At 43.6% G+C, this 22935-nt stretch carries 26 protein-coding genes; 19 read left to right on the top strand and 7 right to left on the bottom strand.

The features are described from left to right. Positions 1-121 precede the first annotated feature (121 nt). The 11 genes from QUF61_RS16365 (at position 122) to QUF61_RS16315 (ending at position 9794) form a co-directional block, all read left to right on the top strand. Complete coding sequence (locus QUF61_RS16365; RefSeq protein ID WP_289682659.1) at positions 122-574, top strand: hypothetical protein; 453 nt, start codon at positions 122-124, stop codon at positions 572-574. 194 nt (positions 575-768) lie between these two features. Continuing rightward, entirely contained in the window at positions 769-1164 is a 396-nt protein-coding gene (gene sdhD / locus QUF61_RS16360) for a succinate dehydrogenase, hydrophobic membrane anchor protein (protein ID WP_289682658.1), read from the top strand. Positions 1165-1183: 19 nt separating this feature from the next. Then, on the top strand, positions 1184-1429 hold the full coding sequence (locus QUF61_RS16355; RefSeq protein WP_103920372.1) for a CDGSH iron-sulfur domain-containing protein: 246 nt from the start codon (positions 1184-1186) through the stop codon (positions 1427-1429). Positions 1430-1441: 12 nt separating this feature from the next. Beyond that, complete coding sequence (locus tag QUF61_RS16350; RefSeq protein ID WP_289682656.1) at positions 1442-2293, top strand: ferritin-like domain-containing protein; 852 nt, start codon at positions 1442-1444, stop codon at positions 2291-2293. Then, on the top strand, positions 2286-2564 hold the full coding sequence (locus tag QUF61_RS16345) for a DUF6399 domain-containing protein (RefSeq protein WP_103920374.1): 279 nt from the start codon (positions 2286-2288) through the stop codon (positions 2562-2564). The genes QUF61_RS16350 and QUF61_RS16345 overlap by 8 nt, the downstream gene beginning before the upstream one ends. Before the next feature lie 8 nt (positions 2565-2572). Beyond that, complete coding sequence (locus QUF61_RS16340; protein WP_289682655.1) at positions 2573-3802, top strand: O-antigen ligase family protein; 1230 nt, start codon at positions 2573-2575, stop codon at positions 3800-3802. Next, positions 3799-4839: a glycosyltransferase family 4 protein gene (locus QUF61_RS16335; RefSeq protein ID WP_103920376.1), complete on the top strand. Its 1041-nt coding sequence runs from the start codon at positions 3799-3801 to the stop codon at positions 4837-4839. The genes QUF61_RS16340 and QUF61_RS16335 overlap by 4 nt, the downstream gene beginning before the upstream one ends. Before the next feature lie 54 nt (positions 4840-4893). Continuing rightward, a complete protein-coding gene (locus tag QUF61_RS16330) occupies positions 4894-5664 on the top strand; it encodes a glycosyltransferase family 2 protein (RefSeq protein WP_103920377.1) in 771 nt (256 codons plus the stop codon). A gap of 199 nt (positions 5665-5863) precedes the next feature. Further along, a complete protein-coding gene (locus QUF61_RS16325; protein WP_289682654.1) occupies positions 5864-6679 on the top strand; it encodes a glycosyltransferase family 32 protein in 816 nt (271 codons plus the stop codon). Positions 6680-7029: 350 nt separating this feature from the next. Continuing rightward, positions 7030-8295 (top strand): bifunctional tetrahydrofolate synthase/dihydrofolate synthase, encoded by a 1266-nt coding sequence (gene folC, locus QUF61_RS16320; protein ID WP_289682653.1) that lies wholly within the window; start codon positions 7030-7032, stop codon positions 8293-8295. Positions 8296-8387: 92 nt separating this feature from the next. Then, positions 8388-9794: a hypothetical protein gene (locus QUF61_RS16315; RefSeq protein ID WP_289682652.1), complete on the top strand. Its 1407-nt coding sequence runs from the start codon at positions 8388-8390 to the stop codon at positions 9792-9794. An 89-nt stretch (positions 9795-9883) separates the two neighbouring features. Here QUF61_RS16315 and QUF61_RS16310 read toward each other — a convergent pair whose 3' ends face one another. From QUF61_RS16310 to QUF61_RS16290, 5 genes are all read right to left on the bottom strand, one after another. Beyond that, positions 9884-10144 (bottom strand): DUF2442 domain-containing protein, encoded by a 261-nt coding sequence (locus QUF61_RS16310; protein ID WP_289682651.1) that lies wholly within the window; start codon positions 10142-10144, stop codon positions 9884-9886. An 88-nt stretch (positions 10145-10232) separates the two neighbouring features. Next, positions 10233-11573 (bottom strand): acetyl-CoA carboxylase biotin carboxylase subunit, encoded by a 1341-nt coding sequence (gene accC, locus QUF61_RS16305; RefSeq protein ID WP_103920384.1) that lies wholly within the window; start codon positions 11571-11573, stop codon positions 10233-10235. Between the two features lie 14 nt (positions 11574-11587). Further along, positions 11588-12043: an acetyl-CoA carboxylase biotin carboxyl carrier protein gene (gene accB / locus QUF61_RS16300; protein ID WP_289682649.1), complete on the bottom strand. Its 456-nt coding sequence runs from the start codon at positions 12041-12043 to the stop codon at positions 11588-11590. 2 nt (positions 12044-12045) lie between these two features. Beyond that, entirely contained in the window at positions 12046-12492 is a 447-nt protein-coding gene (gene aroQ, locus QUF61_RS16295) for a type II 3-dehydroquinate dehydratase (RefSeq protein WP_103920386.1), read from the bottom strand. 412 nt (positions 12493-12904) lie between these two features. Next, positions 12905-14239, bottom strand: a complete 1335-nt coding sequence (locus QUF61_RS16290) for an OmpP1/FadL family transporter (RefSeq protein WP_289682648.1) — start codon at positions 14237-14239, stop codon at positions 12905-12907. Positions 14240-14678: 439 nt separating this feature from the next. Between QUF61_RS16290 and QUF61_RS16285 the strand changes: the two genes are divergently transcribed. Both QUF61_RS16285 and QUF61_RS16280 read left to right on the top strand, forming a co-directional pair. Then, on the top strand, positions 14679-15245 hold the full coding sequence (locus QUF61_RS16285) for a hypothetical protein (RefSeq protein WP_146066755.1): 567 nt from the start codon (positions 14679-14681) through the stop codon (positions 15243-15245). After that, the gene (locus tag QUF61_RS16280) at positions 15245-15466 is read left to right on the top strand and encodes a YheU family protein (RefSeq protein ID WP_286019007.1); all 222 of its coding nucleotides are present in this window, start codon (positions 15245-15247) and stop codon (positions 15464-15466) included. The genes QUF61_RS16285 and QUF61_RS16280 overlap by 1 nt, the downstream gene beginning before the upstream one ends. A gap of 15 nt (positions 15467-15481) precedes the next feature. On the opposite strand, the gene QUF61_RS16275 is transcribed toward QUF61_RS16280, so the two are convergent. After that, the gene (locus tag QUF61_RS16275) at positions 15482-15952 is read right to left on the bottom strand and encodes a Uma2 family endonuclease (protein WP_289682646.1); all 471 of its coding nucleotides are present in this window, start codon (positions 15950-15952) and stop codon (positions 15482-15484) included. A gap of 543 nt (positions 15953-16495) precedes the next feature. Here QUF61_RS16275 and ampD point away from each other — a divergent pair. After that, complete coding sequence (gene ampD, locus QUF61_RS16270; RefSeq protein ID WP_289682644.1) at positions 16496-17092, top strand: 1,6-anhydro-N-acetylmuramyl-L-alanine amidase AmpD; 597 nt, start codon at positions 16496-16498, stop codon at positions 17090-17092. A 1-nt stretch (position 17093) separates the two neighbouring features. Further along, positions 17094-19760 carry an aminopeptidase N gene (gene pepN, locus QUF61_RS16265; protein ID WP_289682643.1) on the top strand — a complete coding sequence of 889 codons (2667 nt, stop codon included), beginning with the start codon at positions 17094-17096 and terminating at the stop codon, positions 19758-19760. Positions 19761-19917: 157 nt separating this feature from the next. On the opposite strand, the gene QUF61_RS16260 is transcribed toward pepN, so the two are convergent. After that, on the bottom strand, positions 19918-20328 hold the full coding sequence (locus tag QUF61_RS16260; protein ID WP_103918783.1) for a type II toxin-antitoxin system RelE/ParE family toxin: 411 nt from the start codon (positions 20326-20328) through the stop codon (positions 19918-19920). 936 nt (positions 20329-21264) lie between these two features. On the opposite strand from QUF61_RS16260, the gene QUF61_RS16255 reads away from it, so the two are divergent. From QUF61_RS16255 to QUF61_RS16240, 4 genes are all read left to right on the top strand, one after another. Further along, positions 21265-21537, top strand: a complete 273-nt coding sequence (locus QUF61_RS16255; RefSeq protein WP_103920396.1) for a type II toxin-antitoxin system TacA family antitoxin — start codon at positions 21265-21267, stop codon at positions 21535-21537. Continuing rightward, positions 21534-22031, top strand: a complete 498-nt coding sequence (locus QUF61_RS16250; protein WP_289682641.1) for a GNAT family N-acetyltransferase — start codon at positions 21534-21536, stop codon at positions 22029-22031. Before QUF61_RS16255 ends, QUF61_RS16250 begins: the two co-directional genes overlap by 4 nt. 149 nt (positions 22032-22180) lie before the next feature. Continuing rightward, the gene (locus tag QUF61_RS16245; protein ID WP_103920430.1) at positions 22181-22435 is read left to right on the top strand and encodes an AbrB/MazE/SpoVT family DNA-binding domain-containing protein; all 255 of its coding nucleotides are present in this window, start codon (positions 22181-22183) and stop codon (positions 22433-22435) included. Then, the gene (locus QUF61_RS16240) at positions 22432-22629 is read left to right on the top strand and encodes a PIN domain-containing protein (RefSeq protein ID WP_289682639.1); all 198 of its coding nucleotides are present in this window, start codon (positions 22432-22434) and stop codon (positions 22627-22629) included. The genes QUF61_RS16245 and QUF61_RS16240 overlap by 4 nt, the downstream gene beginning before the upstream one ends. The last annotated feature ends 306 nt before the right edge of the window (positions 22630-22935 follow it).

Here is a 22935-nt window from a genome sequence, read left to right as displayed (position 1 = left end):
CGATGGAATGTCAAATCTTCACGAGCGGGGGGCGCGGGTAATTTACGTGGCATGTAACCTTCTCGGGTTTAGTTTTATGATGACTGGGGGGTATTTTAACCTTTTTTGAGTGAAGCGGGAATTGCTGGGGAATACTAATGAGAAAAAATCCTGGGCAATTTTAAAAGAAGACCTGAAAGTCATTGAAAAGTCCGCGCAACTTGCCCTGGCTGATTTTGAGTTTGCAAGAGATAATGAAACCACCGATCCCCTGCAAAAAATGAGAGAAATGTCTGCCTCCACTGGCGGCAAAGCCTTGATAAAAACATTAGGTGAGGCAAAACTGTTTGTTAAAAAAGCCAAAGCAAAAGATGATCCGGTATTTTGGAATAGCGAAATCCTGAACTCAGCAAGAAAAGTAGCGACCGCCATTCGTTCAATGGGTGAGCCGGAAGTTTTGGACCGCAAATATGTGGCTTTTAAGCGATATGCTGATAACCGGCATAACCATAATCATATTGAGGCGGATGAATTAGATGACGCAATTGATGAATATGCTGATCTGATTAAGGATACGAAAGCACTGATGAGATAACCCCTATTGACCTTACGGCTTGCTCCCATGCAAGACGAGACTGTGAAAGTATTCAAAAAATATACAATTTTAGTGATTTTCGTAACAAAGAATCAATAAGTTACAATAAAAAAATAACTAAAAAACTATTTCAATAATACTTTCAAAGCCTTAAGACACATGGGAGCCAGAAAAAATTAATATTGGAGCATGATATGGCAGCCCCTGAAAACAGCGCAATAAAATTAAATACGGCTATTACCCGCACGCAGAATCTGGGCCATTCTGGCACGGGTACCGATCATTTTATTTATCAGCGGGTATCAGCACTGGCATTGGTGCCCTTGTTGCTGTGGCTGGTTGCTTCACTCATTGCCTCCGGCGGTGAATATACCGCCCTGCTACAATGGCTGCAACAACCCTGGCAGAGTATTTTGCTACTATGCCTGATAATTGCCATTAGCTGGCACAGCATTTTAGGCTTGCAAGTGATTATAGAAGACTATATCCAAACAGAATGGTTAAAGTTAAGCAGTTTGCTGGTGATGAAATTTATATTTTGGTTTATTGTGATTGCAGCCGCTTTTTTGGTTTTAAAAATTGCCTTATAACTGATAAGGAAATGGAATAATGAGTAAAGATGATGTGGTAATCGCCCGGAAATCACCGTACCCGGTGGATGTCACTGAAGGCAAAACTTATTTCTGGTGTACTTGTGGGCGCAGCCAGGACCAGCCGTTTTGCGATGGCGCACATCAGGGTACTGACTTTGAGCCAATGATGTTTATTGCCGATAAAACCGACAAGGTTTATTTATGCGGTTGCAAACACAGCACTCGCCCACCTTTTTGTGATGGTAGCCACCAGAAACTATAACCAGGAAAATTCATGTCAGAATCTTTGCCGGATAACCTATTTGATGCCGCTTATGCCTGTTTAATGTGTAAGACATTAAGTGCTAAACTCACGCAGACACAACAAACCGCACAGTTTTATCTGCAAGCAGATAAGCTGGCAGCGCTGGATTTCAAACAACAACAAAGCAGTGCCGCGCAAGCGGTCATTGAAATTCCAATGCCGGGGCGTCCGCTACAACCGCCTTTAGTTGCGCCCAGAGATTTAGTCAAACGTGGTCTAGGCACCCCGGAAGGCCGCGCCGCTTTGATTCACGCCATCACCCATATTGAATTTAATGCCATTAATCTGGCCTGGGACGCGGTGTTTCGGTTTCGGGATATGCCCTGGGAATATTATGCCGACTGGATACGCATTGCCGAAGAAGAAGCGCAGCATTTTCAACTGTTAGCCACTCACTTGCAGTCTTTAGGTTATCAATATGGCGATTTTCCCGCACATAATGGCTTATGGGAAATGGCAGTGGAAACGGCAGATGAGGTGATGGTACGCATGGCTTTGGTGCCCCGGGTGCTGGAAGCACGGGGGCTGGATGTCACCCCCGGCATTATGAAAAAACTGTACAATATTGGTGATTTGCGCGCGGTGGAAATTCTGGAAGTCATCTTAACAGAAGAAATCGGACATGTTGCCGCCGGTACCCGCTGGTTTCGCTATGCCTGCGAGCGGCAAAACCTGCCACCTGAAGCGACTTTTGCCAAGCTGTTGAAGACCCGCATGAAAAGCCGGATAAAACCACCTTTTCATGAACAGGCACGGCGTGAGGCGGGTTTTACCGAAACTGAAATGTCTTTGCTTATGCAAACAGGTTCATCATTTGGATAATAAAATACATCACTTTTTAATGCTTGGTATGAGCTATAAATCCAGGCTGCTACTAATTTGTCATTCACGATTAAAAGCACTGATGGTGCTTGCTAATTATGAGCGACAAGAACTGGATGTCAAAACTTCTGCTGAACAATTTTTTGACACTTCTTTTTTAGATATATTCGACTGGGTTTTAGATGTAATGGAAATATTGCCACTGCCTCAAAAGAGAGCTAAGAGGCTAGAGCAGGTTGTTAAGTTTACAGTCTGCCCTGCTTTAAGTTGATAGCTATTATGAGCTTTTCTGTTGCTGATTTTCGTCTGTGGATGGCTGACACAGCTCCGTATGCCACACTTGCAGCTATTGCCTGTTTGCCTTTTTCTAAGTTTTGGATGAATCAATTTTTAATTACTGCGGTGGTATTTAGTTTTTTTGGTGGTTTATTCGGACAATACTGGCAGTATATTAAGCAACGATACTCCACACATGTGGCTTTAGCTTTTTTTGCCTGGATCTGGATCAGTGTAATCTACAGTGCTGCCCCCAATTTTTTAGAAGCATTACAGGGCGTTGGAAAATATGGAAAAATATTATATATTTTAGCATTATTACCAATATTTTTGCAGCCATTCATTCGACAATGGGCAGAATTATTGCTGATCGCCAGCATCTTCATCAGCACTCTGTTCAATCTGGCTTATGCCTATGATATTTGGCATATCCGTATGCATCTGGAAGATTATTTTATTTTTAATACTTTTTTAATTAATCCGATTTACATTACAGTGCAAACAACATTTGTGGCTTTCTTGTGTTTTACCCGATTTTTTACCCATGAGAAATATAAATACTTATTTTTAGCTTTGTTTATTCTATTCAGTTTTTATTTATTATTTATCAACCCACAGCGCACAGCTTATTTATTATACCTTTCTTTAACACTACTGGTCATTTTTCAAAATACATACTGTAACTGGAAAAAAATCCTATTTTCCAGTCTCTTTCTGTGTCTGTTTCTATTTTCAGTCTATCACCTATCCCCACAAATTCATCATAATGTACATGAAACCATCACTGAAGTACTAAACTATCAAGAGGATATAACACAAGGCCAATATAATTCCACTAATTATCGTTTATCCTTTTTATTACATAGTTGGGATATTTTTATCCAACATCCCTGGTTGGGAACTGGAGCAGGCAGTTTTTCTTATGTGTATGCGCAGACGAACGGTCCCTCACTATATGAAAATAAATTATTAGACCACCCACATAATGAATACATGATGGTAATGCTGCAGTTTGGCCTGGTAGGACTGAGCTTATTTTTGGTATGGATTATTACTCATTGGCGTTGGGCTAGTGAACTATCTCCCCCCAATAAATTTCGCCTGCAAGCCTTGATTATTATTTTTGTGTTAAATGGTTTGGCTAATGTATCATTATTTTCAGGTTCTACAGGATCATTTTATTTATTATTTTTGGCTTTATATAGTGCCACTTGGTTGGAGAAAAAATTATGAAAATCATGGTAGCTCATTACCAATACCAGCTCGGCGGAGGTATGGAGTCCTATCTACTCGATCTATGCCGTGGCTTTGCTATCGCAGGAGATGAAGTAGATGTCTGGGTATATAAACATGATCAGCATGTAAACGTACCTGATGGCGTTAGGATTAATCGTAAAAAATTGCGCTGGATACCAAAAAAATTACGTCATTTTGTTTTTCCTGCATTACTTCAACCAGCTTTTTGCAAAGCTGATTTATCACTGGCTTTGTCACTTAATTGGGGGCAGGATGTGCAGATTAGTGGTGGTACACATCTGGGTTTTTTACAAACTACAGGCAGACAACCAAATTTACTGGATAAATGGAAAATTAAATTAGAACATAAAGCCTTTCAACAAGCTCAGTATATTGTTGCGCATTCACCAATGATTATGGAAGAAATTCAAGTCCATTACGGAGTGCCAATGAATAAAATCAAAATGCTTTATCCACCACTGGATACCGAAAAGTTTCATCGAGGTTATCGCAGCCAAAAAAATTTGTTGCGTAAGCAATTTGGTTTATCACAAGATAAATTTGTATTGCTGTTTCCTTCCACAGGGCATGTACGCAAAGGTTTACAACCATTATTAAAGGCACTGGAATTATTGCCCCCAGAGCAATTTGAACTGTGCATAGTGGGCAGCAAACTACCTTCCAATGCGAGCAGGCTGAGCAATGTTAAAGCCTTGGGTTTTGTCAATGAAATGGCTAAGGTTTACAGTGCTGTTGATGTCACAATTTTGCCTTCATTTTATGAACCTTTTGGTCTGGTGGTTACTGAATCTCTTCAATGTGGCACACCCGTTATCATTTCACGCTATGTGGGGGCGGGTAATTTGGTAGATAATAATTGTGGCAAGATATTAAAGGATTTATCCCCTGACACGCTAAGCTGTGCAATTCAAGAAACCAGCCAACAGCACTTTAATATTCCTGAAGATTTTGTAGAACAACATCAACTACAGCTCAGTAATCACATTCAGCAATTGCGCTTGCTGCATCTATGAATACTAAGTTACATCTTCCTTCCCCCGGATTGTATAAACCAACTTAAAACTACTATGATAAAATTATCTGTTATTATTATTACTTTTAACGAAGCGGATAATATTCGCGCCTGTTTGAAGTCTGTCGCCTGGGCGGATGAAATTATTGTGCTTGATTCAGGTAGTCATGACAATACCATCGATATTTGCCGTGAGTTTACGTCACAAGTCTATGTAACCGACTGGCCTGGTTTTGGGTTACAAAAGAACCGTTGCCTGAAGAAGGCTCAAAACGAATGGGTATTATCTATTGATGCAGACGAACGAGTTACCCCCGAACTACGTGCTGCTATTACGGATGCAATACAACAAAGTCATTATAATGCTTGGCGTATACCACGAAAATCATGGTTTTGCGGTAAATTTATGCGCTATGGAGGATGGTATCCCGATTATGTTTTGCGATTATTTAAACGTACAACGGCTTGTTTCTCTAACGATTTAGTACATGAGCAAGTCATTGTTAAACAAGGTGCTACCGGAACTCTGGGACATGCATTAGTACATTATTCTTATATCGACCCGGATGAGGTTCTAAGCAAGCTAAACCATTATTCCAGTGCTTGGGCGCAAAATGCATGGAAACACGGCAAAAGTGCATCTTTAACACAGGCGTTATTACATGAGCTATGGACCTTTATCCGTTTATATGTATTCAGACTGGGTTTCCTGGATGGTACTTATGGTTTTATCGCCGCACGTTATCATGCCCAAACAACATACTATAAGTACTTAAAGCTCAGCATTTTATATAACACGAATAATAAAAGAGGTTCATTGTCTTGAACACACTTTTTAGATTTTTAATAAGTAGAATCATTAAAATAGCTGCAAATTCAACCAAGTTAGCATGTTATCTGTTGGGTGCTGATTTTTTTCGATGTAAAATTTTATTGTATACCGTATGAAGTAGCCAAAAATAGCTACTGAATGCTCAAATTTATAACTTGAAATGGCATATTTTTAATATTAAGCACTAAAATTCATGTTTAATATAAAATATAAAAATACCACTCCATATAAATCAATAGGTTATAAAATACATCTTATAGAATCAGCACCCTATCTGTTTCACTTTTTTTTCCCACATAAACGCTTTACTCTGCCAAAACATGCACCAGCAATTTGGCCATCAAGGCATTCAACCCATATTCCACTTCAATTATGGCAAACCAACTACACAGCTCAGGTATCTATCGCAGTTTACCTAAACTATTTATTTAATCGTTTACTTTCTCCAACATGTGAATACCACTTTATGGGAACAGAAGAGCGTGATGTGTTTATTCACGAGAATTTCCCAGAGGCCATTTACAAAAATTATCAACGCTTACAAATTGGTGCTGCACAAGCTGACTACTGGAGGGTACTGGTACTTAACAAATATGGTGGCATATACATGGATATTGATGCACATTTGGTTTGGCCACTTCAGTGGATACTCAAACCAGAAGATGATGAATTGTATATTCGCATGAAAGACGGTCGTTTAACGAATTATTTCATTGCCAGTAAACCCGACAACCCTCATTTAGAAAAAATTATTTTGGTCATTAACCAAAATATCATAGAACAGAATCTAACCGGTACTTATGAGATTACGGGACCTGGTGTTTTTGATCGGGTTCTGACAAATACAAGCATTCACACAACAATGTATCGAACCACTTGTCACCAGGGCAATTTTACCAATGAGTTTTTCCAGTATATTGATAAATCACAAGGTAAATGGACGCATGAACAGAAAAAAATACCAGTTATACAATCAGTGGATTCAAATGATAAATCCCATCTAAGCTGAAAATAGTAATTATTTAGGAGGCCGTCCGAGAACAGAGGCCGTAGCGAGGGAAAGCTGGTTTGAGGCAGATTTTTTCATTATTTGAGGCGAATATTGGGTATATTTAACGAAAATAAGGGAGAAATCTGACCAAATCCAGCTTTTCCGCAGTAGGTCTTGTGTTCTCGGACAGCCTCCTAGATACCTGTCTTCACAGTAACTTCTCATTATTCACAGGCGACCAAATCATATAATTTTTATAAATTATTGATATTAAGGTATATAAATAATTTTAAATTTTCAAATATGAGTATTTACCTATCAATAATGAGAAGTTACTCTTCGCAAACATGACATTTAAGAGAATATTTTTGTCGATTTCAAATCAAAATCTAAGCGACTGGCTGAACTGGCAGAATCAATTACATGGGCAGGCCATAGACCTGGGCTTGGAACGTTGCCGCAGTGTTGCTGAACGCATGGGCTTGTTATCGCCGCCATTTACGCTTATCAGCGTGGCGGGAACCAATGGCAAAGGTTCCAGCGTGTTTATGCTGGAGCAGATTTATCGTGCGGCAGGTTATACCTGTGGGCGCTATACCTCGCCCCACTTGCATCAATATAATGAACGCATCGTTATTAATGGTGAAACCATCACCGATGAGGCACTGTGCGCCAGTTTTGCCCGCATTGAGGCTGCCCGTCATGACGGCCCTGAAATCAGTCTGAGTTATTTTGAATTTGGCACCCTGGCTGCTATTGATTTATTTTTCCAGGCAGACGTGGAAATTGCTGTACTGGAAGTGGGACTGGGTGGGCGGCTGGATGCCGTCAATATTTTGGATGCTGATGCGGCTTTAATCACCCACATAGACATTGATCATATTGATTGGCTGGGTGATGATCGTGGACAAATCGCGCTGGAAAAAGCCGGTATTTGCCGTCCGCATCATCCTGCGGTGTGTGCCGATCCCAATCCTCCACAAACGCTGCTGGATTTTACCCGACAACAACATATTCCTATGCTGTACGCTAAAACCGATTTTAAAATGACTGTTTCAGATAAATACTGGCAATGGCAACAAGGCACAAAACATTATGCCAATCTGCCCCTGCCCAGTCCTGCAACAAACTGGCAAATACGCAATGCCGCCGGCGTCCTTGCCTTAATCGAAACTTTACAAAATCACCACCCAGTTACCGAAAATGCGTTGCATGAAGGTCTACAGCAAGGCCAACTGCCTGCGCGTCTGCAACAACTGGATACGCGGGTGCCCTGTCTGTTGGATGTGGCGCACAATCCACTGGCTACCAGAGCACTGGCAGAAACCTTAAGCGGACAGCCCTGTGCAGGACAAACTCATGCGCTGGTCGCAATGTTGCTCGATAAAGATATTCCCGGTACCCTGGCACCGTTATTAGCATACATCGATCACTGGCACCTGGTGGAACTTGATGTGGAACGCGCTGCGCCTGCAAGCCAGTTACAAGATTATCTGACAGCACAAGGCATTAACAATATGACGCGATATGACAAACCCAGGCCAACTTTTTTACAATTACAGGCACAATTAAGTCCACAGGATCGGCTGGTGGTATTTGGTTCTTTTTATACGATTGCAGCGGTTTCAGCTTGAATACAGATAAAATAAATATTGAAAGCGGCTTATATTGAACTCAAATTAAGTACTATAAGTACTATGCGTCATCGCTTATTCTGGTTCATCTTGTGAAAATATTAACAACACGTTTATTATCCCTTACAGTACTGGTTTTTTGGCTTTCCGCTTGCGTGCTGGAAACACGGGACATCACCGCCATATCTTATCCCAATCCTGATCGTTTCATCACAGCGCGCATACAACAACATTTTGCGCAACCCTCCTGGCAATTACCCGGTCAACTGGAAATTCCCGGTATCAGTCAAGCCAGTTCCATGAGTAATCAAATCGATTGGTTGCGGTCTTATTTCAAATTCACGTACCCCAATATCCCCAGCACCGAATGGCATCATTTTGGTCACGGTGATTTGGTTTATGACGATAAGCAACAAGTGGTGGGTTTAAGCGAGTCTAATGCATTTGATGCCAAACACCGCAAGCAGGCATTTTTTGAACCGGCATTGCCGCTGGAGCCTGTGGCTTTAGCCGATTATCAACAACGTCTGCGGCAACTGCAAGCCAGTCAGCAAACCTTGAAAGGACAAATTGATGTGGGCAGCATTCAGGCAAAACAGGGCTATCTTGCCGCCAGTTTTGCCCCGGATACACAATGGTTGCACAGCGGTCTGGCCTGGTTTTTCCCGGCTTCACAGCGACCGACAAACCGCCAGCAGTTGATCTATGGCGTTTTATTACATCACCTGCCCACGACCCAGGCACAAAAAGCCTGGTTGCCCCTGCGTATGGATACCTTGTATTTTGACTGGCAGCAGCAACTGTTTTACTGGATGGCAGACAATGGCAAGCCTATGTGGCTGTATGCTTTAAGTCATCCAACTGAACAGCAAACCGTATTATGGCAGGGCGATCATAAAAAACACTTCAAACAGGTCAGCGCCATTGGCGGCAATTGCGGTATTTCAGTACGAACCTGGTTTCAGAAGAAAGTGAAACTTACCAATCCCAACGGTTATTCACACCTGGGATTTGGGCAGGTGCGTTATGACAAACAAAAACGCCCCGTTGCCCTGACTGCACATATTGCATTTGATGAAGAACACGCCGAAAATCTGATTTTTGAACCCAGCCCACCCTTGCCTGCACCAAAACTTAAGGATTACCGGGCGCGTATTACCCTGCTCAAAGCCAAACAACAGTCTTTGGCACAAGCACTGGATACGGGTGAGATCAGTGCTGAACAAGAATATATTGGTTCATCTGATGGTACGCAATCCCTGTCACACACGGGTATTTTGCGTTTTTACAGCCCGGAAAAACGGCGTTATGACTGTCAGCAGCAAGTGGTGTATGGCGAATTTATCCATAACTGGAATAAGGCCAAACGCAAAGGGCCTTTAACGATTAGCGCCGTGTATCGAGACCCAAAATACAATCTGTTTTTCTGGGTCAAGAAAAATGGCAATCATAAAAAGATGTGGATTTATGGGCTGGCTTCACCGCTTTTGGCTGAGTAGGGTGGAATAGGCGCGTCCACGGAACTATGTTATGACCTCTCAACTCACCATGCACCGTATTCCACGCGGGAGAGGCGAGAAGCTGGTGATTACGTCACAACGTAATGCAGAATTTTCTCTGGTGAAATATCCTCGCCTTCCGGCCAACATAAGCCACCCAGAGGATCAATATTAACCTGTTTGAAATAGCGGAAATTTTTCAAACGCCAAAATATTTGTCTGCGATTTATCAACCCGGATAAATCCAGACAAAATTCTCGTTCATCTTCCATTACCACATCCAGGCGATAACTTTCATGTGCTATAACCCTGACTGGTTTTACCCAGGATGTTTTAACCGCTGAGTTCATCCCATTTCTCCATCAGCTCTTCTGTGCTGGACAAGATGAAAATGGGCAAGTTCCGGGAAAGCCTATGGACACTCCCGAAACAACAATATTACATATCCAGCAGTTTTTCCAGATAATGGATATTAACGCCACCTTCACAGAAGGCCGTGTCTTTAACCAGCCTTTTGTGTAAGGGGATATTGGTTTTAATGCCTTCAATAATCATTTCATCCAGCGCGACATACATTCTGGCTAAGGCTCCTTCACGATTGTCAGCATAGGTAACCAACTTACCAATCATCGAATCATAATAAGGTGGAACCTTATAATCCGAGTATAAATGGGTGTCAACGCGCACGCCCAGACCACCTGGTGCGTGAAAACGTTTAACCATGCCGGGAGAGGGCATGAAATTATCCGGGTCTTCCGCGTTAATACGACATTCCACCGCATGACCACGCACTTGAATATCTTTTTGTTTGTAGGCCAGTTTTTCACCCGCAGCAATACGCAATTGCTCACGCACAATATCCACGCCAGTGATAAATTCCGTTACGGGATGCTCAACCTGTAAACGGGTATTCATTTCAATGAAATAAAATTCACCGTTTTCATAAAGAAACTCAAACGTACCCGCGCCGCGATAACCGATTTCCTGGCAGGCCTTCGCGCAACGCTCGCCAATTTCTTTGCGCAGCTTATTGCCAATGCCTGGAGCGGGTGCTTCTTCAATGACTTTTTGGTGGCGGCGCTGCATGGAGCAATCGCGCTCGCCCAGATGTATGGCATTGCCGTGTTCATCGGCTAATACCTGAAATTCCACATGGCGCGGATTTTCCAGGTATTTTTCCATGTACACCATATCATTACCGAACGCCGCCGCCGCTTCGCCGCGAGTCAGGGAAACTGCGCTGGATAAGGCGGCTTCACTGTGAACCACGCGCATACCGCGTCCACCACCGCCGCCGGAGGCTTTGATAATGACTGGATAACCAATTTTACGGGCGATGCGGATATTCTCTTCCACATCATCGCCCAGCGGCCCGTCTGAGCCGGGTACACAAGGCACGCCCGCATTTTTCATGGCCTGAATTGCAGAAACCTTATCCCCCATAACGCGGATAGTTTCAGGACGGGGGCCGATAAAGGTAAAACCACTTTTTTCCACTTGTTCGGCAAAATCGGCGTTTTCCGATAAAAACCCATAACCGGGATGAATGGCAACCGCGTCAGTCACTTCCGCCGCGCTGATCACTGCCGGAATATTGAGATAACTGTCTATGGAAGACGGTGGCCCGATACAAACTGATTCGTCAGCAAGACGGACATGTTTCAGATCACGATCTGCGGTGGAATGCACTGCGACGGTTTGAATGCCCATTTCCCGACAGGCGCGCAGAATACGCAAGGCGATTTCGCCCCGATTGGCAATAACAACTTTGGTAAGCATAGTGATAAGCTCCCTTATTCGATAATAAACAAGGGCTGGTCAAATTCAATCGGCGCACCATTTTCAACCAAAATCCGACTGACTTTACCCGATTTATCAGCAGCGATTTGATTAAGAATTTTCATCGCTTCAATAATGCACAAGGTATCCCCTTCTTGAACCATTTGCCCTTCTTCCACGAAGGATTTGCTGGTGGGTGAGGGAGAGCGGTAAAACGTGCCCACCATCGGTGATTTTACTTGATGCCCCGTTTGTTCTGCCGCTGCGGGTGCTTCAGCAGCGACGGGTGCGCTTGCAATGGGTGCTGCTGCCGGTGCTGGCGCATAAGCGACAGGTGCCGCAGCAACAGGTACAGGGTTGGGATTGTGGCGGGTAATACGAACCGATTCCTCACCTTCTTGAATTTCAATTTCAGCAATACCAGAATCTTCAACCAGGTCAATCAGTTTTTTTATTTTACGAATATCCATAATTATGTCCGTTGTGACAAGCAGGTCAGTGCAGCTTGCAGGGCCAGTTCATAACTTTGTTTGCCCAGTCCACTGATCACACCTTTTGCAATGTCAGAAAAGTAAGAATGATGGCGAAAGGCTTCCCGTGCGTGTACATTCGATAAATGCACCTCAATAAAAGGAATCTTGACCGCCAACAAAGCATCGCGCAAAGCGATGCTGGTATGCGTAAATGCCGCTGGATTGATAATGATAAAATCAATACTTTCCAGTCTGGCCGCATGAATTTTTTCAATCAGTTCAGCTTCTGCGTTGCTTTGGAAACTGCGTAGTTGATGCCCCGCCATTTCTGCGATTTCTTCCAGGCGACGGTCAATATCCACCAGCGAGTCCGCGCCATAATGCCCAGGCTCGCGCTCACCTAACAGATTCAGGTTAGGCCCGTGAATGACTAATAAATGATACATGTGTGTTGCTCAGTTTTCAGAGTCTATTTTCAGAGATTATTCAGTAAGAGACAAGTGCGCTAAAGGATACCATAATCTGCTGCAATCTTAAGGATAAAAGTGCATGGTGAAGCTGAGGAATGCCGTTGCAAAATTGATTAAGCGGATTTTAAAGCTGAAAAGCTGTTGGTAAATCAATTACCAACAGCTTCTACATTTGGGCTAAGGAGTGAGAATGAAATAAGTGCAGGAATTGGGCACAGGATTTTTATTCATTTTCAAGGCGTGAAAACAGGCGCATAGCAAGCTATGTAACTGTTTTCGGAACGCAGAAAATGGAGAAAAAGACCAGCCCAGTTGCTGAAGTTATAAAATTCTCGCTCCTAAGTGCAATCAAGTATAATAATACTGACTGAACTTACGTTTGCATTAATTAGAAACGCAGGCCCCAACTAACTTCTAACTCAAACTGATCCATCTGGATACAGCCACTTTGAGAGCCAGTGTTGACGTTGGTGCCACAGACTTTTTCTTCAGGCATATAAGCAAAAGCGAAGTTAACTTCATTGTTTTTATCAATCTGCTTGGTTAAACCCAAAGTCCAGTGATCACGAATCACGGCAGGTGCGAGAATGTTAAACAAACCCTGATCAGTCGGTACAATCTGGTTAGCAAAGCTGGCACCCGCGCGGAAGGTCATGTCAGGACGAAAATCCCAGGCCACGCCCAGCTTGATGATATTCATGTCTTCCCAGCCAAAGCCGATACCCTCATCCGTACCCAATACCGTGCGCGGCATACCATTGGCATCTGCCATCGGTACATTATGTCCGTTGCCGATAGAATTGACTTCAGAATAACGGACATGCTGATAATCCATTGCAAACATGACTTTAGGCGTTACCTGGAAATTCAGGCCCAAAGCAACAGTTGAAGGAATGTCAAAATCACCGCCTTCGGCAAACAAACCCTCATATTTATCGAACTTGCTCATCCACAGGCGGCTCTGGTAAGAGAGGCCGACAGACAGGCGATCATTTAATTTGCCATGCCAGCCAATACGTAGACCGCCACCATAGGAAGTATCCGTACCACGACCAGTAACATTACCCGGTGAAGTGGAAACGCCCATGAATGGTTCCAGGCCATAGGCTTTGAAGGTTTGTACCGCAACAACAGGCATGATGCCAATAGAATGCTTCTCATTAATGCGGCGGGCATAATTAAAACCGACAAACAATTGTTTCAGATCAACGCCAGCCGGAGCGGTAGCATTTGGCATACCGGGAATCAGTTGACCAGCATCAGGGTGGCCTGCGGGAAAACGTGGATTAAATGCAGCGAAAACCGCATTGGAATATTCAGTGTTCATGCCACCATTACCACCAACTGCAATACCGATGGCAGAATTTCTATCTAAGACATGGTTATAACCAATATGGGGAACCGGAAAATATTCTTTACCACTTTTAAATTCACCCGCTTCAAAAGTAGGGTAGCCCGGTGTACCGTTGTTATTTGCAGTATAACTGCGCTTGGGAGAAAATAAGGCAAGCCCCAGATCCATGCGCTCATCGATATCAACGGCTAATGCCGGGTTGGTAGCAACACTCATACTGTCATTAGCCACCGCAACGCCTGCGCCGCCCATGGCTTTTTGTTTAGCGCCAAAACCATGTGGTGAATAGCCATTGGTTGCTAAAACGTTGCCAGCAAACATGCTGGTGATAGCTGCACAAATCGCGGTGGAGATGATTTTTGTTTTCATTCAGCAAATCCTATATGGGTTATGTTATTAAGGAACGAGGATTTTATAATTCCCGAAACCAAGCTGGCCTTTTTCTCCATTTTCTGCGTTATGAAAACAGTTACATAGCTTGCTATGCGCCTGTTTTCATGCCTTGAAAATGAACAAAAATCCTGCGCCTGGTTTCGGTTCTTATTTCATCCTCGCTCCTAAAGATTTTATTCCTGCGCATGTTCGCAGATTGAAGCCAAAGCCTGAGCATTTATTAAAAAATTCGTTTTTACCCCGAATTTAATACACTCTTATTCCAATATTATCCATTTTTAAAGGGTGTCAGGCAAGTTTTCAAACCATACAACTAACAAAAGTGATTAAAGTTCTGTTATTCCCGGCATTAAATTTTGAGAAATATCGTAAAATACTTGTTTTTTATAAAAACTGGTTAACAGCTTATTTATTTATGACTTCCCAAGAAAAACGTCTGCTCGGCATTGCTGGTGCAATCTTTATCCTTTATGTGGTTCCTTTTGAAGTGGCACCCGGTCTTTGGCAGTGGGGAAAATCACTGTGGTCGGGACAACAGCAACAAGAGTTACAAATCGCCCAACTAGAACGTCTCAGCCATGAGGATAAGAAGTGGCGGGAAGAACATGAACTGGCATTAAAACAATTAACCAAACTGAAATCCTCTTTGCTGGAGGGTGTAACCGAAGAATTAATTAATGCACGTTTGCAACGTCTGTTAAAAAATCATAGCAAAACCGCAAAAGTGCAGTTGAAGTCACAAGGATTACCCGAATTTGCAGCAACGGGGGACTGGTTGCTGATTACGCAGGCCATCCACTTTGATGCCACTTCACAGCAATTAATGACGTTTCTCCAGTTATTAAAAAATGATCCGATTACCTTATCCGTGGTCAGTATGGAATTACAGGAAATCAGCAAAAATAAAGTGCGAGGTAATTTAAAAATCACCGGCTTTAGCAAAAAACCCATAATGGACACAGCGGAAGAGGTGACTGAATAATGATTCAAGTACCCTTTGATGCGCTGGAAACCGAGACGCTGGATCGCGTCATTACGCATTTTATTTTACGTGAAGGCTCGGACTATGGTGAACAGGAGGTCAGTTTTGAACAAAAACTGGCGCAGGTACATCAACAGTTACAGACAGGTAGCGCAATCCTGGTATTTGATGAAGATGAGCAATCGGTCAATATTATTTTACAAGAACAACTACCTAAGTAAAAAGTTGACGATGTACTACATTAAATGAACGGATTCTTTCGTCAAGTCTGATTGCGTAAGTTGACCTTCCCGGCTAAAATGCCTGACCACACCATCACTTTGACAAATCCAGACTTCCACCGCGCCTCGTTCCAGATAAAGCTGGATTTTTTCATCCATTTCCGCCTGGGTATTCGATGGACTGACAATTTCAATACAAATTTCAGGCGCTTGTTGATAAGGCGTTGTCTCGCCGTTCGCCTGCATAAACTCATGGGAGGCCCAAGCAACATCGGCAACCTTGACACCATCAGCCGTATTGATTGAACACTCAACAATTACCCTGCCAGCAGGTAATTGATTGCGTAAATAAAAAACTGCTTCAGACTGGAGTATGCCGTGATGATTACTGGCAGGACTCATTAAAATTTTACCCCATTTATTCAACTCTATCTTGAATGGCAGGTCTTTAAGGTAAGGATTATTAATAACATTTGCCCAATCCATAATGATTAACCTTTGCGTAATACCAGATATTAAGGAGCGAGAATTTTATAACTTCAGCAACTTGGCTGGTCTTTTTCTCCATTTTCTGCGTTGTGCCGGTTTGGACTTAGGCAGTTACATAGCTTGCTATGCGCCTGCTTTCACGCCTTGAAAATGAATAAAAATCCTGCGCCCAGTTTCTGTATTTATTTTATCCTCACTCCTAAGCCGCCGCCACCAACACTTCACCGCAATTGTTGGTATTGTTGCTCCTACAGTCGCCGCGAAGCAGCCGGTAGTGCCTGCCCCGAATTCATTCTCCCACAAACCCGTATCGGGAGAAAAGTATTTTACACAATTGTTTTTGACCTCAATTATGCAGGCATTTTGATGATATTTTTAGTTTTTCAGGTAAATAATTTCCAAAGACATAGCGGATAACAACCCTTCAAGGCGTGTTATCCGTGATACTATTTTTATGAAAAACTATAGCGTACTATACAGGCATTGCCGAAACAGGATACGAAATTCATTTTCTTAAAAACTCATTAAAAAGCCGCTTTAATGTCTATATCTTTATTTCATCCACCAGCTTTTCATCTTGAAAATGGCTGGATTCAGCCCGCCCGCCATTGCCCCTCGCCCAATTATAATCAGCGTCCGGCAGACACCCCGATAAATCTGCTGGTGATTCATAATATCAGTCTGCCTGCCGGGGAATTTGGCAATGCCAATATTGATTTATTATTCACCAACCAACTGGATAGCAAAGCCCATCCCAGTTTTGACAGCCTGGAGGGTTTGCAGGTTTCCAGCCATTTGCTGATTCGGCGCGATGGTGAACTGGTGCAATATGTCGCTCTGGAACAACGCGCATGGCACGCGGGTCTGTCCAGTTTTCAGGGGCATCAGGGCTGTAATGATTTTTCGATTGGCATAGAACTGGAAGGCACTGATGATTTACCCTATAGTGAGGCTCAATATCCGGTATTAATTGCCGTGACCCAGTGCCTGCAAACCCATTATCCCCATCTGCAACATATTTGTGGACATGAACATATCGCGCCAACGCGCAAAACCGATCCCGGCCCTGCTTTTGACTGGCAACGGTTTTATGCGGGTGTAACTCAAAATAGCAGCAAAAACAGCAACGGAAGTTAACATGAAAGATCAGGAAAAAACGCCCCATTCCATTTATCGCAAAGATTATCAAGCGCCTTATTATTGGATTGATGCGGTGGATTTGACTTTTGAACTGGGAGAAGACGCAACGCGCGTGCGTGCGCGCCTGCAAATGCGGCGTAACCTGGAAAATAATCGCAGTGGTGGACACAATCTGGTATTACATGGGGAGCAACTGAAAACCCTGTCTTTGAAAGTGAATGACAACGCATTGGCAGCCGATGTCTGGCAAGCGGATGAAGAAAATCTGACGGTTTTGACGCAGTTGCCAGAACAATTTGTGCTGGAAAGTGAAGTGGAAATTTATCCACAGAACAACACCAGTCTGGATGGTTTATACCAGTCCAGTGGCAATTTCTGCACCCAATGCGAAGCCGAGGGTTTTCGCAGAATCACCTGGTTTTTAGATCGCCCTGATGTGATGGCGCGTTACAGCAGCACCATTATTGCCGACCAGAAAAAATACCCGGTATTATTATCTAATGGCAACCGTTGCGAGCAACGCGATTTGGGTGATGGTCGTCATCTGGTGCGCTGGGAAGACCCGTTCCTTAAACCCAGTTATTTGTTTGCTCTGGTTGCCGGGAATCTGGCTTGCCTTGATGGTGAGTTTATTACTCGTTCCGGGCGCAAGGTACGCCTGGAAATCTGGGTGGAGCCGCAGAATATCGAGCAATGTGAACATGCTTTGCGTTCTTTGCAACAATCCATGAAATGGGATGAAGAACGCTTTGGCCTGGAATACGATCTGGATATTTATATGATTGTCGCCGTCAGCGACTTTAATATGGGCGCGATGGAAAACAAAGGCTTAAATGTTTTTAATACCAAATATGTCTTATCCAGCCCGGAAACCGCCACTGACAAGGATTATGAAGATATTCAGGGCGTGATTGGGCATGAATATTTTCATAACTGGACGGGCAACCGCGTCACCTGCCGCGACTGGTTCCAGCTCACCTTAAAAGAAGGTCTGACGGTCTTTCGTGATGAACAGTTCAGCGCCGATATGGGATCGGCTGCGGTGAAGCGCATAGAAGATGTCAAAATTCTGCGTACCGCACAGTTTGATGAAGATCGCGGACCGATGGCGCACCCGATACGTCCTGACAGCTACATCGAAATGAATAATTTTTACACGGTCACGGTGTATAACAAAGGCGCGGAAATCATCCGCCTTTATCATACCCTGCTGGGAGAAGCGGGTTTTCGCAAAGGCATGGATTTATATTTCCAGCGTTTTGACGGGCAGGCCGTTACTTGTGATGATTTTCGCATGGCGATGGCGGATGCCAATGACGAAGATTTTACCCAGCTTGAACGCTGGTATGACCAGGCCGGTACACCCTTATTACACATCGACATGGAATATGACGCCGAAGCAAAAAGCTGCACCCTGCACCTGCAACAATCACAAAGTACACCGGATTTGGTGAAAAACTGGCAGCCCTGGGTGATTCCGGTGCGTATCGGTTTATTGGGCGAGCAGGGTGAAGACTTGCTGTGTCGCCTGGATGATACCCCTGACGCAAAAACCGAACACGTACTAAAAGTGACTCAGGAAAAACAATCTTTCCGTTTCCATGAAGTCAATGCGCGCCCTGTTTTATCACCACTGCGGCGTTTTTCCGCGCCGGTCAAACTGGACATGCAGCGTGATCGTGAAGAAATGGCCTTCCTGATGGCGCATGACAGTGATCACTTTAACCGCTGGGATGCAGGGCAAACCCTGGCACAGGATGTATTGCTGGATTTGACCGCCGATGTACAGGCCAGACGCGAATTAAGCCTGGACTCCTTGTTTGTTTCCGGTTTTGAAAAAATTCTGCACGATACGCATTTAGATGGTGCAATTAAAGCCTTAATGCTCACCCTGCCGAATGAGCATCTACTGAGCCTGCAAATGCAGGAGATTGATATGGACGCGCTGCACGCAGCGCGGGAATTTGCTTTAAGCACTCTGGCCCAACACTTTAAGCAGCAATGGCTGGACTTGTACCACAGCCTGCGCAGCACAACACCCTACAGTAATGATAAAAACGCCATCAACCGCCGTCGCCTGCAAGCCTGCGCGTTAGAGTTTCTGGGCTATTTACCCCACACCGATCATCAGCACATCGGCATTCAACTGGCAGAAGAACAATTTCAGGCTGCTGATAATATGAGTGATACCGAAGCCGCCTTAAAACTCCTGGTCAACCACCCCGGCCCAGCCAGAGAGAAAGCCTTATCCGACTTTTATAAACGCTGGAAACATGAGCCGCTGGTACTGGATAAATGGTTCACCCTGCAAGCGTCCGCCAATCACCCCGGCGTGGTTGATGAAGTGCTGGCACTGGCGCAACACCCGGACTTTTCCATGAAAAACCCCAACCGTTTCCGGTCTTTAATCAATATTTTCAGCGCCAAAAACCCCACTTATTTTCACGCCAAAGACGGACGCGGCTATCAATTCCTCGCCGAACAAGTGCTGGCGATGGATGCCCTGAACCCGCAAACCGCCGCGCGCGTGGTTTCTGCGTTTAATCAATGGAAACATTATGACGTGGCGCGCCGTGCTTTAATGCAGGCGCAATTGAAGCGGATTATCGCAAGCCCGGGCTTATCGAAAGATGTGTATGAGATTGTGAGCCGGAGTTTGGGGTAAATAATCTGAGTTCGACGTAAGCTTCTTTCAACGCTAAATGCGTTGCAAACCGCTTCCGCCTCACACTAAATTATTAATAGTGTACACTGGATTTTACGGCTGGGCGGGTGCAGGTTTGCAACCTGCACCCGAACATTTTAAAACGTTCGGGTCGGGGTTACAAACCCCGACCCGCAAGCGCATACTTTGCCAAGGGTAGTTGCGTGACTTCTACACCGTTTTCCACCCGCTCCAGATTACCTATTGCAATTTTTGCGTCTTTATTCGGGGTTTTCCGCGTCTTTTTAATAAATCCATGCAATAGCACAATGTCGTTGTCCGGCGTTTTTACAAACATGACGCGGGCGGATTCCTTCCCGCAGTCTACGCGCAGCTTATAAATTGTGCCTTTATAACCCCATATCTTAGGCTTCAGGACTTTCAATTGCCTGCTGGCGTAAACCGCATCAACCTCAGCATAGGCTTGCAGCTTTTTACATATCGTTGCTGCAAGTTTGGCAGAAACACTATTTAAAAATTGTTCAAATTCTGCTTGCTCATTGTGCGCTTGTATGGCGAGTATTTTCATAGGCTCCTGCTTCCACACGACTTTGAAGGTTTATTTACTGGGAGCGCCGTCTTCCAGACGGTAAACCGCGCAATGCACGGTTATAGCAGCATAGCAACTATGCCATCAGAATGACGACAGCCCCAGAAAGCCGACAAAATGTCGGCGTTCCCAGCAGATAATTACCCCGCTTTAGCGCAACAGGTTTACCAACAGCTTATGAATAGACTATTCAGTTTGCACTTTGATGTTGACAACAAAATGATAATAAAGCGTTGCCAGCATCGCTGACAAAATGCCGCCGCCCTCAATAGAGACCACTGCCGCATATCCCCATGATCCCGTGTATTGCCGCATACAAATTAAAAAAGTAAGCCAGGCGATAAACGCCACGACAAGACTCTGCTTAAAGGCTTTTTTGCTATTTGAGGCTAATGAGGTTTTACAATCCGGGCACTCAAAATTTTCTTTGTTTACAAGCCAACTGGCAATTGAGCTTCTACAAACAGGACAATTATAACTCATAATATTCAGTACACAGTTAATCAGTTACGAAGCATAGGGTTTTATTATGGAATTTCACCAAGTACATTATACGAAATATACCTTCCTGCACTTTAATGGAATCTCCTTAGGAGTGAGGATGAAATAAATGCAGAAACTGGGCGCAGGATTTTTATTCATTTTCAAGGCGTGAAAACAGGCGCATAGCAAGCTATGTAACTGTTTTCACAACGCAGAAAATGGAGGAAAAGACCAGCCAAGTTGCTGAAGTTATAAAATTCTCACTCCTTAACACCAACATTTCATCAAGTTACACCACAATTAAGGGAGCTGAGGATTAAACAACCCCGGTCACCCGATTGGCTGCGTGCCAAAATGACACAGAGATTGCTTATGGCACACTTTAAGGCCATAATAACAATGTGACACTTTGACACAACAAGAGATTTAATTATGGCGACTACATTACCTCGCATCACCGCTAGAGTTGATGTCGACACACAAGACTTACTTACTAAGGCTGCTGCCATTGCTGGCATGTCGAGTATTAACTCATTTGTACTAAGTGCTGCAATCGAAAAAGCGAAACAGGTTATTGAACGAGAACAAACACTAAAGCTTAGCCAAGCTGATGCTATATTGCTTATGGAAGCACTTGACCGCCCTACGACACCAAATACAAAACTTAAAATTGCATCAGAGCGTTACGAAAACAAAACACAATGATGGATACGGTACTTCTAGACAAAGCAAAACATGATAGAAACCGATTCAATTGCGGAATTGAGGCACTCAATAACTACCTGAAAGTTATGGCGAGTCAGCAAGCGAAGAAAGACAACACCAGAACTTTCATTCTAGAAGATGAAAATAATAACTCGCACATCATTGGCTTTTATACATTAACAATGACGCCCATTGATATTAAAGCCCTGCCTGACAAACTACAGAAAAAACACCAGCTATCAACCTCGGGGGGCCTCATTGCCCGTTTAGCTGTCGATGATCGCTACAAGGGAAAAGGCTTCGGTGAATGGCTGCTTATCGATGCACTACGTAAACTGCTGGCTGCAAGTGACAGCATCGCATTCCCTGTTGTCATTGTTGATGCCAAAGACGGCGCGAAACACTTCTATGAACGCTATGGCTTCCAGACATTTCAAGATATTGAGAATAAGCTATTTATCACTATTGCAGATGTAAGAGCGAGCCTGGGCTAGGAGGCTGTCCGAGAACACAAGACCTACTGCGGAAATCGGTATGCCGCAAGGTGGGCCGCTTTCAGCATTTTGTATTGACAGTTAAAGCTATAGCAACTACCATTATTTCTTACTTATTTCTTACTTTCTTTATTGGATCTACGCATCTCATGAATACGACCAGATTATCCAGCAAAGGACAAGTTATCATTCCCAAGCCTCTCAGAACCGCCCATCATTGGGAAGCTGGACTGGAACTTGTTGTCGTTGATCTCGGTGATGGTATTTTACTCAAACCTAAAACGCCCTTTCCTGAAACTACTATCTCTGAAGTAGCTTCTTGCCTTAAATTCAGGGGCAAGCCCAAATCACTTGACGAAATGACAGCAGCTATTGAAAAAGGAATCAAGGATAGCTTTGAATGATTTCCATTGATACTAACATCATTATTCGATTCCTTACTCAGGATGATTTAGAACAATACAAAATCGCTTTTTCTATTTTTAATTCAAATGATATTTTTATCTCAGATACGGTAATTCTAGAAACTGAATGGGTGCTTAGATATGCTTACGAGTTTTCTCCTTTGGATATTTGCAATGCGCTGGGAACAAATTAGAGACAGCCAATAAATTAAAAAAATAAAACTACACTATCGTTCTAATTTCCTCAACCAACTCAAATTATAAAATTCAGAGATAAACCAGGAAAAACAGCCCGATTATATGAAAAAAACCAAAAATCAGCCATAACCTACCTATGGCAAGTCGTTTAGTGCCATAAATATGACTTAATGAAAAATGAAAATATCAGCTATTGGTATAACAACCGGGCAGCACTTTGCCCCTTAAACCATTTGCGCCCCTGCCGTTCAGTTTCTTCCAGCAAATGCCGCATAATGCCAACAACTTTATAAAAATGATTA

The sequence above is a fragment of the Candidatus Venteria ishoeyi genome, assembly GCF_030378065.1.
Taxonomy (GTDB): domain Bacteria; phylum Pseudomonadota; class Gammaproteobacteria; order Beggiatoales; family Beggiatoaceae; genus Venteria; species Venteria ishoeyi.
Note: the sequence above shows the minus strand (reverse complement) of the source record. Positions and strands in the feature narration are given on the sequence as shown.

What these genes read in the sequence shown, in the direction of transcription:
- sdhD (WP_289682658.1), top strand. Translation starts at nt 769, where the DNA reads ATGGCAGCCCCTGAAAACAGCGCAATAAAATTAAATACGGCTATTACC.
- QUF61_RS16355 (WP_103920372.1), top strand. Translation starts at nt 1,184, where the DNA reads ATGAGTAAAGATGATGTGGTAATCGCCCGGAAATCACCGTACCCGGTG.
- QUF61_RS16350 (WP_289682656.1), top strand. Translation starts at nt 1,442, where the DNA reads ATGTCAGAATCTTTGCCGGATAACCTATTTGATGCCGCTTATGCCTGT.
- QUF61_RS16340 (WP_289682655.1), top strand. Translation starts at nt 2,573, where the DNA reads ATGAGCTTTTCTGTTGCTGATTTTCGTCTGTGGATGGCTGACACAGCT.
- QUF61_RS16335 (WP_103920376.1), top strand. Translation starts at nt 3,799, where the DNA reads ATGAAAATCATGGTAGCTCATTACCAATACCAGCTCGGCGGAGGTATG.
- QUF61_RS16330 (WP_103920377.1), top strand. Translation starts at nt 4,894, where the DNA reads ATGATAAAATTATCTGTTATTATTATTACTTTTAACGAAGCGGATAAT.
- QUF61_RS16325 (WP_289682654.1), top strand. Translation starts at nt 5,864, where the DNA reads ATGTTTAATATAAAATATAAAAATACCACTCCATATAAATCAATAGGT.
- QUF61_RS16310 (WP_289682651.1), bottom strand. Translation starts at nt 10,144, where the DNA reads ATGAACTCAGCGGTTAAAACATCCTGGGTAAAACCAGTCAGGGTTATA.
- accC (WP_103920384.1), bottom strand. Translation starts at nt 11,573, where the DNA reads ATGCTTACCAAAGTTGTTATTGCCAATCGGGGCGAAATCGCCTTGCGT.
- accB (WP_289682649.1), bottom strand. Translation starts at nt 12,043, where the DNA reads ATGGATATTCGTAAAATAAAAAAACTGATTGACCTGGTTGAAGATTCT.
- aroQ (WP_103920386.1), bottom strand. Translation starts at nt 12,492, where the DNA reads ATGTATCATTTATTAGTCATTCACGGGCCTAACCTGAATCTGTTAGGT.
- QUF61_RS16290 (WP_289682648.1), bottom strand. Translation starts at nt 14,239, where the DNA reads ATGAAAACAAAAATCATCTCCACCGCGATTTGTGCAGCTATCACCAGC.
- QUF61_RS16285 (WP_146066755.1), top strand. Translation starts at nt 14,679, where the DNA reads ATGACTTCCCAAGAAAAACGTCTGCTCGGCATTGCTGGTGCAATCTTT.
- QUF61_RS16280 (WP_286019007.1), top strand. Translation starts at nt 15,245, where the DNA reads ATGATTCAAGTACCCTTTGATGCGCTGGAAACCGAGACGCTGGATCGC.
- QUF61_RS16275 (WP_289682646.1), bottom strand. Translation starts at nt 15,952, where the DNA reads ATGGATTGGGCAAATGTTATTAATAATCCTTACCTTAAAGACCTGCCA.
- ampD (WP_289682644.1), top strand. Translation starts at nt 16,496, where the DNA reads ATGTCTATATCTTTATTTCATCCACCAGCTTTTCATCTTGAAAATGGC.
- pepN (WP_289682643.1), top strand. Translation starts at nt 17,094, where the DNA reads ATGAAAGATCAGGAAAAAACGCCCCATTCCATTTATCGCAAAGATTAT.
- QUF61_RS16260 (WP_103918783.1), bottom strand. Translation starts at nt 20,328, where the DNA reads ATGAAAATACTCGCCATACAAGCGCACAATGAGCAAGCAGAATTTGAA.
- QUF61_RS16255 (WP_103920396.1), top strand. Translation starts at nt 21,265, where the DNA reads ATGGCGACTACATTACCTCGCATCACCGCTAGAGTTGATGTCGACACA.
- QUF61_RS16250 (WP_289682641.1), top strand. Translation starts at nt 21,534, where the DNA reads ATGATGGATACGGTACTTCTAGACAAAGCAAAACATGATAGAAACCGA.
- QUF61_RS16245 (WP_103920430.1), top strand. Translation starts at nt 22,181, where the DNA reads ATGAATACGACCAGATTATCCAGCAAAGGACAAGTTATCATTCCCAAG.
- QUF61_RS16240 (WP_289682639.1), top strand. Translation starts at nt 22,432, where the DNA reads ATGATTTCCATTGATACTAACATCATTATTCGATTCCTTACTCAGGAT.